The sequence below is a fragment of the Providencia alcalifaciens DSM 30120 genome (assembly GCF_000173415.1).
GTDB classification, from domain to species: domain Bacteria; phylum Pseudomonadota; class Gammaproteobacteria; order Enterobacterales; family Enterobacteriaceae; genus Providencia; species Providencia alcalifaciens.
Genome location: NZ_ABXW01000018.1, coordinates 1 through 14,479, shown reverse-complemented (window position 1 = coordinate 14,479; position 14,479 = coordinate 1). Strand labels below are relative to the sequence as shown.

Here is a 14,479-nt window from a genome sequence, read left to right as displayed (position 1 = left end):
GTTAAATTGAATTTTAATAAAAATCACTTATTTATATAAAATAATTTAATCTTTCTAGTTCCATTAAATGAAACCTATATAAACAAAATAATATAATTAGCGTGTTAGCACTAATTTAAGTCCGATATTATGGGCACGAATGCCCATAATAGGAAAAATTAAATGTTATTTTCTTCTAAGCTTCTGCTGTGTATATAACGCATCTAAAGTAAATAAAATTAATGCAACCCAGATAAAGCCAAATGTGATGAGCAGTTCTTGGGTCATCACTTCACCATACATAAAGACGGCCAGTAAGAACATAATGCTTGGACCTAAATACTGGAAAAAGCCCAATGTTGATAGCCTTAAATGATTGGCAGCTTCAGTAAATAGCAACAATGGAACAGTGGTGATAATCCCTGCGGCAATTAAGAGGATATTTAAATGCCAACTGTTCATCGTCATGTCACTTGTAGGACTATCTGCAAAGAACAATAAGAAAATGATACCAACAGGTAGTAACCATAAGGTTTCAAATGTTATGCCTGTTTGGGCATCAACCCCCAATTTTTTGCGTAATAATCCGTAGGTTGCAAATGTCACCGCAAGACTTAACCCAATGATAGGCACAGAGCCAAACTGCCATAGCTGAATTAACACGCCCGTCAATGCTAGTCCAACCGCGACCCATTGCATTCTACGAAAACGTTCATGCAAAAATAGCATACCAAACAGTACGTTAACCAGAGGGTTGATAAAGTATCCTAAGCTGGCTTGTAGCATATGACCATTATTTACTGCCCAGATGTAAATCAACCAGTTAGACGCAATTGTTACCGCAGTGACACCTAAGACTAAGATTTTTTTAGGTTGTTTTAATACTTGGCGGAAATAACTCCAATGGCGTGAAATAGTGAGCAGTAGCAGCATAAAGAAAAATGACCAAATAATCCGGTGAGTCAAAATTTCTTCGGCTGGAACTTCTTTAATAGATTTAAAATAAATGGGAGCAACACCCCAAATAAAATAAGCGCCTAAGGCACATAACACGCCTTTGGTAGTATTTTGTTGGCTCATGAATAGCTCTGAAATTGATATAAAGTCAAACTGAGAGATCGAAACCAAGAAAGCGGATGGTTCGATGTGTGATGCCATTAATGTGACATTGCTCAGGTTTTTTTACAAGCTATTAGTTAATGAGGTTATTAATTATTTATTGGGGTGTTTCATCCGATTAAATAAGTCGCCGTTGCCGTCGCAATATGTTGGTTTTTTTCATTGTGCAATTCACTGCGAGTTACTGCTATTTTATTGCCATCACGGAGTAAGCTGGCGCTCGCAATAAATACATCACCACGACCAGGACGTAAGTAGTCAACGCGTAAGTCGATAGTGCCCATCTTTGACATCTTATCTGCAATATCTTGATATGTGAGAGTGTCAATGCGTTGTAGGATCCGATTGATACAGACCATGCCTCCTGCCACATCTAACAGGGATGCAATAACACCGCCATGCAGAATATTTTGGGTAAAATTTCCAATAAGTTCAGGGCGATTTTTTACGGACAATTGAACTAAGTCATCCGTCATTTGCAAAAGCTCAATCCCAAGCAGTTGATTAAATGGCATTTTGTAGATAAAAGCATCACTCATAAATTTACTGGCTTCTTCGAAGGTATAGATGCGGTCATTCATTTTAGGATCCTTGTCTATGATGTTAATCATAAGTTAACATTATGTATGTGCTAATATCTAGAAAACAAATGAATAATCTTTCAACGGTTAATCATGTTTCGGTGTAAAATGAGACAAATTTTTTTTCACTGCTGTTGAAATAGGAATGGCAAATGCGCGCTTTACAAATGTTGTTGAGTTCTGTGCTCTGTTTCTGGTCTGTTTCACTCTTTGCATCTGATAATACCGAAGAACCGGCACAGCAGGATGCAGCAAATCATACCCCCGTTCGCGGAAGTATTATTTCTGGGTTACTGCAACATTATGATAACCCCTTTGTTTTATATCCTTACGAACCTAACTACATCATTTATACCTATACTTCGTCGATGAATAAAAAAGCCATCGCGAGCTATGATTGGGGGAATGATGCGCTTAACGATGAAGTGAAATTCCAATTGAGTTTGGCATTTCCAATTTGGCGTGGCATCGCAGGGGAAAACTCAGTGCTCGCCGCCTCTTATACTCAGCGTTCTTGGTGGCAACTAAGTAACAAGAAAGAATCTTCACCATTTCGTGAAACCAACTATCAACCCCAAATTTTTGTGGGCTGGGCGCTAGATAACCAATTTGCTGGCTGGACGTTACGTGAGTTTGAAACAGGTTTTAACCACGAGTCGAACGGTCGTTCAGATCCTACATCTCGTAGCTGGAATCGAGTTTATGCCCGAGCGATGGCACAAAAAGGGGATTGGCAAGTTGAGTTAAAACCGTGGTACCGCATTCCTGAAAGCGAAAGCAGTGATGACAACCCAGATATCAATAAATACCTTGGTTATTATCGCGTCAAAGTGGGCTATGACCTTGGCGAAAGTGTAATTTCGGTAGCAGGACACTATAACTGGAACTCTGGTTATGGCAATGCAGAGTTGGGATGGAGCTACCCGATGACGAAACATGTGCGCCTTTATACCCAACTGTTTAGTGGTTATGGTGAGTCGATGATAGACTATAACTACCGTCAAACGCGTTTTGGTATCGGTGTTATGCTGAACGATATCATGTGATCTGGGCAGACATTCCGGTCAATTCAAGGTAATATCTTGCCAATAGCTGCTCTTTTCGGGCAGCTATTTGTTTCAACCTCTAGAGGAAATTCGTGTCTACCGCTTGCGTTATCAATCAACTTTCACTCGCTGAAAATGTGCTAAACAGCACGTTTGGTTATCAATCCTTTCGTCCAGGGCAAGATGCTGTCATTGGTGGGATCCTCGATGGTCGCGATTGCTTAGTATTGATGCCTACGGGGGGCGGAAAATCGCTCTGTTATCAAGTTCCAGCCTTGGTGAAACAAGGGATAACATTGGTGGTTTCTCCCTTGATATCCTTGATGAAGGATCAAGTCGACCAACTGAAATTACACGGTGTTGAAGCCGCCTGTTTGAACTCTTCGCAAACTTCTCTCGAACAACGCCAAATCATGGAACAGTGCACCCAAGGGAAAATTAAACTCTTGTATGTGGCACCAGAACGCTTACTGACTGACTATTTTATTCAACAGTTGGAGAGTTGGGATATCGCCTTACTGGCGGTAGATGAAGCACACTGTATTTCCCAATGGGGCCATGATTTTCGCCCAGAATACCGTTCATTAGGTCAATTACGCCGCGCGTTACCTAATGTACCAGTGATGGCTCTGACGGCAACAGCCGATGAAACTACTCGCGCTGATATTGTTCGTTTATTGGAACTGAACGACCCATTAATCCATGTTAGCAGCTTCGACCGACCAAACATTCGCTATACTTTAGTCGAAAAATATAAGCCGTTAGATCAACTCTGGTTTTTCATTAAGGCTCAAAAAGGCAAGTCCGGTATTGTTTACTGTAATAGCCGTAGCAAAGTGGAAGAAACCGCAGAAAGATTACAAAAGCGAGGTTTAAGTGTTGCGGCCTACCATGCGGGTTTAGAAAATGCTCAGCGTGAGTGGGTACAAGATGCTTTTCAGAAAGACAACCTGCAAATTGTCGTGGCGACCGTCGCATTTGGGATGGGAATTAACAAATCCAATGTGCGTTTTGTGGCGCATTTTGACATCCCTCGTAATATTGAAGCGTATTACCAAGAGACAGGACGAGCAGGGCGTGATGGCGTCGAGGCGGAAGCTATTCTATTTTATGATCCTGCGGATATGGCATGGTTGCGTCGGTGCTTAGAAGAAAAGCCGGCAGGAATGCAGCAGGATATTGAACGTCATAAATTGAACGCGATCGCCGCGTTTGCAGAAGCACAAACGTGTCGCCGTTTGGTGTTACTGAATTATTTTGGTGAAAACCGCCAAAAGCCATGTGGTAACTGCGATATTTGTCTCGATCCACCAAAACGCTATGATGGATTAGTGGATGCACAAAAAGCTTTATCGTGCATTTATCGTGTTGGACAGCGTTTTGGTATTGGCTATATTGTTGAAGTGCTACGGGGAGCGAATAATCAGCGGATCCGTGATTTAGGGCACGATAAGCTACCAGTCTATGGCATTGGTAAAGAACACACGAATGAACATTGGGTGAGTGTATTGCGCCAATTGATTCATTTAGGGATGATCACCCAGAATATTACCCATTTTTCAGCATTACAGTTAACCGAAGCGGCCAGACCGATACTCCGAGGCGAAATGCCATTACAGTTGGCGGTTCCTCGAGTTTTAGTCACCAAAAGCCGGAATCAACAAAACAAAATTTACCATGGCAATTATGATAAGAAGCTGTTTGCCAAATTGCGTAAATTACGTAAATCCATCGCAGATGAAGAGAATATCCCACCTTTTGTGGTCTTCAATGATGCAACGTTAATTGAAATGGCAGAGCATTGCCCAACTAAACCGGTTGAACTCTTGCTGATCAATGGGGTGGGCGAGCGTAAGTTAGAACGTTTTGGAGAGGCATTTATGACCTTGATCCAAGACCATCTAGAAGGTTATGAATGAGGAAACGCCATGTCGCCAGATAGTCTAAAAGCCAGTTGGTTAAATCGAGAAACTGAGTTTTCGGCCTTTACCAACGGTCCGCTTTTAGATTTTTGGCAGTTACGTGAAGAGGGGAAATTTCTCGGTGTTGATGAGCTTCCTATTCACTATGTGCGTTTTATTCATGCAAAGCATCACAAAGCGGTGGTTATCTCACCAGGTCGCAGTGAAAGTTACGTTAAATACCCTGAAGTTGCCTATGATTTTTATCATTTAGGTTTTGATGTTTTTATTATTGATCATCGTGGACAAGGGCGATCCGGGCGTATGTTAGCCGATCCGCAAAAAGGACACGTTGAAAAATTTACAGATTACATTGATGACTTCGCTAAATTCATTGATTTAGAGGTCAGAGATCGCCACTATCTTAAATGCTATGCACTGGCGCACTCAATGGGCGGAGCTATTCTCGCGGGTTATTTACTTCGAGACAACGTGACATTTGATGCTGCTGCATTATGTGCTCCCATGATTGGGGTCAATTTACCGATGCCCCATTGGTTAGCAAGCTTTATTGTTGAGCGGGCAGAACCGCGCCGAAGTGTGCGAAATGACTACGCTGTATCAACGGGGAAGTGGCAGCCATTACCTTATTTAATCAATGTATTAACCCATAGCCAAGAACGTTATCGACGTTACTTACGTTACTATGCGGATTATCCTGAATTACGTCTCGGTGGTCCAACTTACCACTGGTTACGAGAAAGTTTTGCGATTGGCAAAGAGCTGGTTGCGAAAGCGGGAGAGATTGAGACCCCTCTGATGCTACTTGAAGCGAGCGAAGAGAAGGTGGTCAGCAATCGAGAGCTACAAGCTTTTTGTCAAAGTCGGCAAAAAGCGCAAATAGGACGAGAAGAAAAATTACCCCTCATTATCGAAGGGGCTCACCACGAAATCCTATTTGAAATAGATGCATTGAGAGCCATGGCACTCAATGCAATTTGTGATTTTTTTGAGCAGTATTAGCCATAGTTAGGGATCCTGTATGAAATATCCGGTTGTTGCTTCCGATTTGGACGGAACACTTTTATCTCCCAATCATGATTTAACGTTATACACCAAAGATACGCTCAAGCAGCTTGTGGCAACAGAAGGTGTGCGGTTTGTATTCGCAACGGGGCGCCATCACATCGATGTTGCACAGATCCGTGATGGTCTGGGGATTGATGCCTATATGATCACTTCGAACGGTGCTCGTATTCACAATACAAATGGTGATCTGATTTTTGAGCATAATGTTGACCCTCATATCTCTGAGGAACTCTGCTTAATGGAGTTTGATCATCCAGAAATCATCACTAACTACTATCATGGTGATGATTGGTTTATTAACCGTGAAAGCCCAGAGCAAAAAGAGTTTTTTAAGGAATCCGTCTTTAATTATCAGTTGTTTGATCGTCATGATTTTCCAACTTCTGAAGTCTGTAAGGTGTACTACACCAGTGAAGATCATGATTTACTGGTGGATCTTCAGCAGCGAATTCAGCGCCGCTGGAAAGATAAAGTGCATGTGACTTTCTCCTTACGTAGTTGCCTTGAAGTGATGGCAGGCTCTGTGTCTAAAGGGGAAGCGTTAAAGCAAGTGACGGCATTACATGGCTATGGAACCCATGATAGCATTGCGTTTGGTGACGGCATGAATGATAAAGAGATGCTGACGCTAGCGGGTAAAGGCTGCATCATGCAGAATGCTCATCAATTGCTAAAAGATGCATTGCCTCATATGGAAGTGATCGGTTCTAACCAAGATGATGCGGTAGCGCGTTATTTGAGAAGTAAATATTTAGACAACAAATAATTAGTTTTTGTATGTGCATTAGTAGAAAGCCAGATAGAATAAAAAGCTATCTGGCTTTTTATTTGCCTTTGAGATGAAATGGCAACGAAAAGTGCTATTTATCTAAATTAAGGTGTTTATCCTATTTTGTCTGTTGGCGAGTAAATTTAAACTACTCAGATGAAAAGCAAGTTTGGGCTGTATAATCTGAAAGATCAGCCGATAATAACGGGTATTACTGTGTTGCCAATTGCCATACTGCACTGTTGAGGGTTGTTTAGGATGAAAAAAATTGCGTTAGCGCTGTTGTTAGGATCTGTTTGTTATAGTTCATTATTACTTGCTACACCGGCGAAACCTACAACAGCAAGTGAACAGACGACGATAGAGCAAATCACGCAGTTAGCTGAAAAAGGCGATCCCGCGTCTCAATTCCTATTAGGTGAGCGTTATTTCAAAGGTCAGGGGGTTTCTCAAGACTCGAAAGTGGCCGCTGAGTGGTTTATCAAAGCAGGGGATCAAGGTAACTCAGACGCGCAGTTCCGACTGGGAACGATGTATGTTAATGGCTTTGGTGTGCGCCGTGACTATGATAAAGCGATGTTGTGGTATGAAGAAGCTGCCAAAAATGGTGATACTCGGGCAGAAACAAATATGGCAACCATGTATGCACAGGGCTTAGGGGTCAAGCAAGATCTCGAAAAAGCCGCCTATTGGTTTAGAAAAGCGGCACAAAGCGGCAATGTCATTGCGCAATTTAAAATTGGGCAAATGTATTCGATAGGTAGTGGTGTCGCATTAGATAATGAAAAAGCGGTATTCTGGTTCAGAAAAGCAGCGAAACAGCGTGATGCTAACTCCCAAGACCGTTTAGGGGTTATGTACTCCGAGGGTAAAGGGGTGAAAAAGAACCTTCAGCAAGCTTATGCTTGGTTGTCTACCGCGGTGTATAGTGGAAACAAAGAGAGTCAGCGCTTACAGAAAAAAATTGCAGAACAGCTGAGTGCAGAAGAGCTAAAACAAGCACAGAAGCTTGCTGACAATTACATTAAAACCTACGGTAACAACCAAGAAAGCTAAATATCTACCTCAATTTAACGGGATATCAGTAGGTATCCCGTCAATCCAATAATCGACAGAATCAAATATCCCCAGCAGAAGCGATAAAACCGATTATATCCCCAGCTTCGACGCACCATGATTTGTAGCTTTTGGGTCGACAATCGACGAATTTGTAAACGATAAGCCACCAAATATAGCAGACTCAAGCCTTGCCATAGATAGAGTGTATTAAAGGCAAAGCTTTTGCCAACAATCAGTAAAATCACCAATGGGATCAGAAAAAACAGTATGGAGCCCACTCGCTCATATTGCGTGATTCTCAATTTGATGGATTCGTCTTGGGCTTCCACTGTATGGATCATTATATTGCCTTTTTTGCGAGTAAGAATGAGGGAGCAAGCTCCCTCTATAAACTTAAAACTTAGAGCTCCCCAGTACCACGTGATGGATTGCGACCTGAAAGGTTATTTGTGGCACTTTGCAGTGTGTTATTACGCACATCGACACGCGCTTGGAAAGGTGGGAATGGTAAGGTAATTCCTTGTTCCGCAAAAGCTTCCAAAATATGTTGATGAATTTCGTGGCGTGCAGGTAAACGATGCCCCATTTCACCGGCATACACCCGTAGCTCGAAAATTTGAATCCCTTGCTGTAAGTCCACTAAATAGACTTCAGGGTTAGGATTTTCAAGGATCATTGTCGAGCGTTTCGCTGCACGAAGGATAATTTCAGTGACTTTTTCGCTATCGGCATCCACCGGAGCAGGGATAGTCATCACGATACGGGTAATGGTGTCAGTCAGAGACCAGTTAATAAACTGTTCGGTAATAAATGCCTTGTTTGGCACAATAATTTCTTTTCTATCCCAGTCCGTTAAGGTGGTCGCACGGGTATTAATCTTGGTGATACTGCCCGTTAGGTTACGGATAGTGACGGTATCCCCGATACGGATTGGCTTTTCAAATAAGATCATTAAACCAGAAATAATATTGGCAAAAATCTCTTGTAAACCAAATCCTAACCCAACCCCCATTGCGGCAATCAACCATTGTAGCTTCGACCAGTCGATCCCTAACATGGAGAAACCGACAATGGTCCCTATAATGGTAATACTGTATTTGGTTAAGGTACTGATGGCATACCCGGTACCGGGTGTTAAATCAAGATGTTGAAGTACAGCCAGTTCCAAGAGTGCGGGCAGGTTTCTCACTAATTGTGCAGTGACGATAATGACCAAGATGGCGATAAAAATCGACCCCATGGTAATGGCTTGAACAGTTTCTACACCATTGATAGATGAGGTGACATCCCATAAACGAATATTTTCAAGGAATGAAAATGCAGTATGCAATTCAGACCACAACCAAATTAATGACACCAGCGCTATCATCGTGAGAATGGAGCGGACCAATCCCACAGACTGGGAGCTGATGGCATCCAGATCGATAACCTGCTCTTCGATATCAATATTCCCTTCGCCGCTGGCATTCGGAAATTGTGCGTCTTCTTCCCCTTTGGCTCGTTGAGCTAACATTTCCGCACGGCGCTGCTTAGCCCGTTCAAATGCCAATTTACGGCGTTGCATCGACATCCAGCGTTGGATAGTGTGATAGACAATCAAAATCACAAACCAAATCGCCACAGATGTTTCTAAGCGAGCTAATAACGCTTGAGAGGTAGAGAAGTACCCTAATACGGAGAAAAATGCAGCAATCACAGGGGCAATAAAGATCAGCCACCATAATGCGGTATTGATTAAGTTTTCACCGGAGCCGTGTCGGTCCAAATATAATGGAATTTTAGAACGGCGTAAGTTATTGGTGATTAAGCTTAATGCGACACACAGAATGAGGAAACAGAGGCGCCCTAAGGTCGCAGAAAACTCTCTTTCGCTATAGTGTTCAAAGGTGATGATGGCCATCACAAGTGGGACAATCACAAAAATCGCTAAACGATAATGGCGCATTGCCCGTTTGACCGCGTCTTTATCCCAACCAAAATGCGCAATAAATAGTCCTGTTGGTCGTGAAAACGTTTCACTGATCATAAATAGCCAGAGCAGCGGGGTGGTTGCGCTAACACCGTAGCCAATAGCGGCTGCCATCGGATATTGCCAAGCACTTTGCAACCCGTAACCAATAGCCGACCACATCATGGGCAGGGGAAGTGCAACGATAATGGACCAAAAAATTGTACGAATCGTTAGATAAAAGCGGTCTTGTGTCACTTTGCCAATACGCAAGCTAGAGCGGTCTAAGAAAGCTTGATAATGGCGACGTGTACTGACACTAAAAATCACTAAGATAATAGAACCCAGCAGATACAAGAATGAATCTTGGCTGGTGACCATGACCTCTAGTGCCCCGGCCAACTGGGAGAGGGTATCCAGTGATAGTAATTGGGTCATGTCTGTGACCACAATAACAGGGTAATTGATGCTAATTGCTGGAACATCCGCAACCCAGAAGAGATAGCGGTTTGATGCATCTTTCACTTCTTTTAATGCATCAGTCAATTGTCCTGTCGCCACATTGAGCTTGGTTAGCTCCAACATTTCACCGTCAAAACCCGAAATAAGTGAGGTTAATAGCTCTTTACGGGTTTTCATTAAGGATTGGTACACTTGCGACTGAGCAGGGTTTAAATCATTCGCACTTTCTTGTACAGAAACGTCGAGTTTAGCGAGGCGCTCAAGCATATCTTCGTAATTTAAGCGCTGGACACGTAAATCTGCCATTTCTCGGTCAAGCTGTTGGCTTTTCGGAATTTCAGGCAGTCGAGAAAGCTGGGTACGCAGTGCTTCCCCTAAGGTGCTCGAGCTGCTGATCCACTGAGCTTGTTCACGGATCGTTGACAGCGCTTGTCGTGCATTACGAATGCTTGTGGAAATCTCTGTTTGATTGGTGGTGATGGCACTCATACGTTGAGCTTGCTCGGTCAACTCTTGAGACATCTTACGGTTGATATCAAGCTGCTCTTTTAAGAACGGCGTCAATTCACCTTGTTCCGCCAACATTTCCGTGTGTTCTAACGCCAAAATGGCTTTCTGTTGGCGCTGAGTGTTTTGGAAATCGCGTAACTGTTGTAACTCAAGCTCTAGGCGTTGATAACGCTTTTTCTCAAGTTCAAGCGCCATTCGGGAAATTTCTTGGCGGTTATTGGCAGACAATTGCGCCATTTCTAGCTCATTCACAGTAGATTTGCGAGCGCTTACTTCGGCTTGAGCTAGTGTATATTGAGCTTCTGCTAATGGTGTTCCCGGAGTATTGAGCGATTGAAGCCGTGTTGATGCATCGGTTAACTGGCGGCGCGCTTCAGATAATTGTTGCGGCAAAACATTTAGGGATTCGCTAATTTCGCGCCCTTTATCCTGTTCTTGCTGCATTAATCGACCTTGGTCAAGCAACTGGCTGCTGAGCTGGGTGATGCGTTGCTCTAATTCGCTTAAGCTAATGCTGGTGGGAATGGCAGGCGGTGTATCCGCTTCATTGAGCAGATTCTGGCGGATTGTTTTGATAATCTTAGGAAAATTATCAATCGCATCTTGGTATGACTTGGCTTTTCTATCTGACTCACGGGCTTCATTAATCCAGCTCAATGCCCCTTGTAACGCTTGAGCAACCTCAGCGTCCTTCGGGTTTTTGCTTGGATCAAGCTGTTTAAGCTCCTGCGTAATCTGTGCTTCATCTTGTACGGAGGCTGGCGCCGCATAAGATGAAAAAACGATTAACAGGCTAAGTAAAAAACTGATAATCAAACGCACAGTGAGGAGCTCCTTCAGCGATAGATAACTTAATTATAGTTTAAATGATTAGCTAACAGTTTCAGTGCGTTGTTGTCCATCAACAGACTCTGCTAACAGCTCACCCATGCGGGTTGCATAGCCAGGGATCAATGATGCATTAAAACGAATTTTGTTTGGTTCAAACAGGTTGATGACAGTAGAACCCAGCTTGAATAGACCCATTTCTTCCCCTTTACGTAGGAAAATTGCCCCTTCTTCATCTTGCTCTGGGTAAGTCCAACGTTTGATTACGCCTTCACGTTGTGGATTAACACAACCGCTCCAAACGGTATCAATACTACCGACAATGGTTGCCCCGACTAAAATCTGTACCATGGCACCAAAAGGGGTATCAAATACGCAGATTAAACGTTCATTACGTGCAAATAAATTAGGTACGTTGGCTGCGGTTAATGGGTTAACAGAAAAAAGGTCGCCAGGAACGTAAATCATCTCGGTTAATAAACCATCACACGGCATATGGACGCGGTGATAGTCACTTGGGGATAAATAGGTGGTGATAAAATCACCATTACGGAACTTATCCGCTAATTCATATTGACCTGCCAGCAAGGCTTCAACGGTATAGTTATGACCTTTTGCTTGTAAAATCAAATCATTATCAATAGAGCCTAACTGACTAACTGCGCCATCTGCTGGCTGTGCAAGTTGATGTTCGGCTGCCACAATTGGGCGTGCGTCATCTTTTAGCGTACGAATGAAAAAGTCGTTAAAGGTTGAATACGCTGTTAACTCACTTTTTTGAGCTTCATTCATATTCACTTTATACGCTTTAGCGAACAGTTTTATGGCCCACTGGGTGACAATGCCCACATTTCGACTAGCAAACCATCCTGCAAGTTGGGTAAGCCCTTGTTTAGGCAGCATAAACTGCAAGCGGATTTTGATTTTATCTAGCACGTTAACCTCTGAATTTTAAAGGTAAGTTAGTGAAAGGGCGCTATTGTAACCGAAACTAATGCGCTTTCGAATTATTTCAGAAAGCGGGTGAAACGATCGATCGAATGTAAGCGCCCACTAACTTATTTTAGACTGATTTTGGGGATTATTTTTCTTTAGCGGTAAAGTTACCGCGCAGTTTCACTTGTTCCATACTTTCTAAAATACGGTGATAGTTTTCAAAGCGTGATTCGGCAATCCTGCCATCTTCCATCGCCTCTCGCAGCAAACATCCAGGATCATCTAAATGTTTACAGTCACGGAATTTGCAGCCGCCAAGGTAATCTTTAAATTCGACAAACCCTTTAGTGACTTGTTCCTTCGTGAGATGCCATAGACCAAACTCGCGTACCCCAGGTGAGTCAATAACATCGCCCCCATGTGGGAAATGATAGAGTCTAGACGCTGTCGTGGTGTGTTGTCCTAAACCAGAGATATCGGAAACATTATTGACTAAGATGCTCTGTGCATTATCAGGGAGTAATGTATTTAATAAACTGGATTTACCTACCCCAGATTGACCGACAAAGACGGAAACTTTCCCTGCTAAAATGTTAGTGAGTGCTTCCATTCCTTCGCCTGTGTGGCTGGACACTTCGAGGACTTGATAACCAATATCCGTATAAATTGTCATTAAATCGCTAATCCACTCACGATTTTCATCATCTAGCAGGTCAACTTTGTTTAAGACAATAATGGGTTGAATTCCTGTTGTCTCGCAGGCAACTAAGTAACGATCGATAATATTCAGAGATAATTCAGGTAAAATCGCAGAAACTACCACGATTTGGTCGATATTAGCAGCGATCGGTTTGAGCCCATCATAATAATCAGGGCGAGTTAAGACAGAGTGGCGTTCATGAACCGCTTCCACAATTCCGTTCACTTTAATGTCACTTTGGGTATTGAGAGCAGGGCGCCAGACAACATTATCACCCGTTACTAAGGATGAGATGGTTCGGCGCAGGTTACAGCGCTGTATGGTGCCATCTGCGGCTTCAATATCCGCATGCTGACCAAAACGGCTAATCACTAAGCCCTCTTGAGCCTCACCTAATTGGCTATCATCAATCTCAATCGTTTTCTGCTTTTTGAGTCTTTTTTGATGATTTTCTTGCACGCGGCGCTGTTGACCTTTCGAAAGTTTCTGCTTAGCCACCTGACCTCTCTCACATAAATAATTTGGCGTCTATATTATAACCGATAGGTACGTTGTTCAAAAATGACATACCTATAACTGATAGCACGAAGGGTGTTATCATACCTTAACTCCACCGTATTCAGTTAGGGCATATCATGCAAAAGAATGAGAATAATTTAATTTGGATCGATTTAGAAATGACCGGACTCGATCCTATTCGTGATCGTATTATTGAAATTGCCACTATTGTGACTGACAGTAACCTGAATATTTTAGCGGAAGGTCCGGTTATTGCGGTTCATCAAACCGAGGAGCAGCTGGCATTAATGGATGAGTGGAATGTAAATACTCATACCAATAGCGGTTTAGTCGAGCGAATCCGTAAAAGTGTGATTAGTGAACGTGAAGCTGAGTTAGCGACCATTGAATTTTTAGAAAAATGGGTACCAAAAGGCGTATCACCAATCTGTGGAAACAGCGTAGGTCAAGATCGCCGCTTCTTATTTAATTATATGCCAGAATTGGAAAGCTATTTTCACTACCGCTATTTGGATGTGAGTACATTAAAAGAGTTAGCCCGCCGTTGGAAACCTGAGATCCTTGCTGGATTCTCCAAGAAAAATACCCACCAAGCGCTGGATGATATCCGCGAGTCGATTGCCGAGCTGGTTTATTACCGAGAAACGTTTATTAAATAACGGGCTCTAGAGTACCCAGTATTATAGCAATCTTAAGAATGCCATATGCTCAAGTTATATGGCATTGTTTGGGAGATATCATCATGGCAAATTACACTCGCGAGTTTGAAAGCGTTGATGGTTTGAGAGTGGAAGATTAGGTGACGTCATTATAAGAAAGTAAAAGGTTAACAAACTTAACACGTTGAAATTCTTATTTAACAATCAGCGATGATAAAATCATCACTGTGATTGTTTTATCATCAAACGAACAAAAAAATAAAAAATTTGAGTTCAAACCCTTGCTAGTATCTTAATTTTTCGTATAATGCGCTCCCCGTACCGATGAAGTTTTTACTGTTTTGTCGGCGCGATTAAAGCACCAAGAATTGGTT

The 14,479-nt window shown here is 42.7% G+C and carries 12 protein-coding genes; 6 read left to right on the top strand and 6 right to left on the bottom strand.

The genetic code is table 11. From position 1 onward, the window contains the following. Positions 1 to 165: 165 nt before the first annotated feature. A complete protein-coding gene (rarD, locus tag PROVALCAL_RS05645) occupies positions 166 to 1,059 on the bottom strand; it encodes an EamA family transporter RarD (RefSeq protein ID WP_039861667.1) in 894 nt (297 codons plus the stop codon). A gap of 149 nt (positions 1,060 to 1,208) precedes the next feature. Next, the gene (locus tag PROVALCAL_RS05640) at positions 1,209 to 1,679 is read right to left on the bottom strand and encodes a thioesterase family protein (protein ID WP_036963225.1); all 471 of its coding nucleotides are present in this window, start codon (positions 1,677 to 1,679) and stop codon (positions 1,209 to 1,211) included. A 152-nt stretch (positions 1,680 to 1,831) separates the two neighbouring features. Between PROVALCAL_RS05640 and pldA the strand changes: the two genes are divergently transcribed. From pldA to PROVALCAL_RS05615, 5 genes are all read left to right on the top strand, one after another. Then, the gene (pldA, locus tag PROVALCAL_RS05635; RefSeq protein ID WP_006658172.1) at positions 1,832 to 2,725 is read left to right on the top strand and encodes a phospholipase A; all 894 of its coding nucleotides are present in this window, start codon (positions 1,832 to 1,834) and stop codon (positions 2,723 to 2,725) included. A gap of 92 nt (positions 2,726 to 2,817) precedes the next feature. Further along, on the top strand, positions 2,818 to 4,644 hold the full coding sequence (gene recQ, locus PROVALCAL_RS05630; protein WP_006658171.1) for an ATP-dependent DNA helicase RecQ: 1,827 nt from the start codon (positions 2,818 to 2,820) through the stop codon (positions 4,642 to 4,644). Positions 4,645 to 4,653: 9 nt separating this feature from the next. Further along, positions 4,654 to 5,649 carry a lysophospholipase L2 gene (gene pldB, locus PROVALCAL_RS05625; protein ID WP_006658170.1) on the top strand — a complete coding sequence of 332 codons (996 nt, stop codon included), beginning with the start codon at positions 4,654 to 4,656 and terminating at the stop codon, positions 5,647 to 5,649. A gap of 19 nt (positions 5,650 to 5,668) precedes the next feature. Further along, complete coding sequence (gene yigL / locus PROVALCAL_RS05620) at positions 5,669 to 6,481, top strand: sugar/pyridoxal phosphate phosphatase YigL (protein WP_006658169.1); 813 nt, start codon at positions 5,669 to 5,671, stop codon at positions 6,479 to 6,481. Between the two features lie 261 nt (positions 6,482 to 6,742). Continuing rightward, the gene (locus tag PROVALCAL_RS05615) at positions 6,743 to 7,540 is read left to right on the top strand and encodes a tetratricopeptide repeat protein (RefSeq protein ID WP_006658168.1); all 798 of its coding nucleotides are present in this window, start codon (positions 6,743 to 6,745) and stop codon (positions 7,538 to 7,540) included. Positions 7,541 to 7,554: 14 nt separating this feature from the next. Here the strand turns inward: PROVALCAL_RS05615 and PROVALCAL_RS05610 are convergent, their stop codons facing one another. The 4 genes from PROVALCAL_RS05610 to rsgA all read right to left on the bottom strand — a co-directional run bounded on the left by PROVALCAL_RS05610 (position 7,555) and on the right by rsgA (position 13,425). Then, positions 7,555 to 7,884 (bottom strand): hypothetical protein, encoded by a 330-nt coding sequence (locus PROVALCAL_RS05610; RefSeq protein WP_006658167.1) that lies wholly within the window; start codon positions 7,882 to 7,884, stop codon positions 7,555 to 7,557. 59 nt (positions 7,885 to 7,943) lie between these two features. Then, a complete protein-coding gene (gene mscM / locus PROVALCAL_RS05605; protein WP_006658166.1) occupies positions 7,944 to 11,285 on the bottom strand; it encodes a miniconductance mechanosensitive channel MscM in 3,342 nt (1,113 codons plus the stop codon). A 48-nt stretch (positions 11,286 to 11,333) separates the two neighbouring features. Further along, positions 11,334 to 12,227, bottom strand: a complete 894-nt coding sequence (gene asd, locus PROVALCAL_RS05600; protein ID WP_006658165.1) for an archaetidylserine decarboxylase — start codon at positions 12,225 to 12,227, stop codon at positions 11,334 to 11,336. 145 nt (positions 12,228 to 12,372) lie between these two features. Then, on the bottom strand, positions 12,373 to 13,425 hold the full coding sequence (gene rsgA, locus PROVALCAL_RS05595; protein WP_006658164.1) for a small ribosomal subunit biogenesis GTPase RsgA: 1,053 nt from the start codon (positions 13,423 to 13,425) through the stop codon (positions 12,373 to 12,375). Positions 13,426 to 13,562: 137 nt separating this feature from the next. Here rsgA and orn point away from each other — a divergent pair, with 137 nt between their 5' ends. Next, on the top strand, positions 13,563 to 14,105 hold the full coding sequence (gene orn, locus PROVALCAL_RS05590; RefSeq protein WP_006658163.1) for an oligoribonuclease: 543 nt from the start codon (positions 13,563 to 13,565) through the stop codon (positions 14,103 to 14,105). Positions 14,106 to 14,479 lie beyond the last annotated feature (374 nt).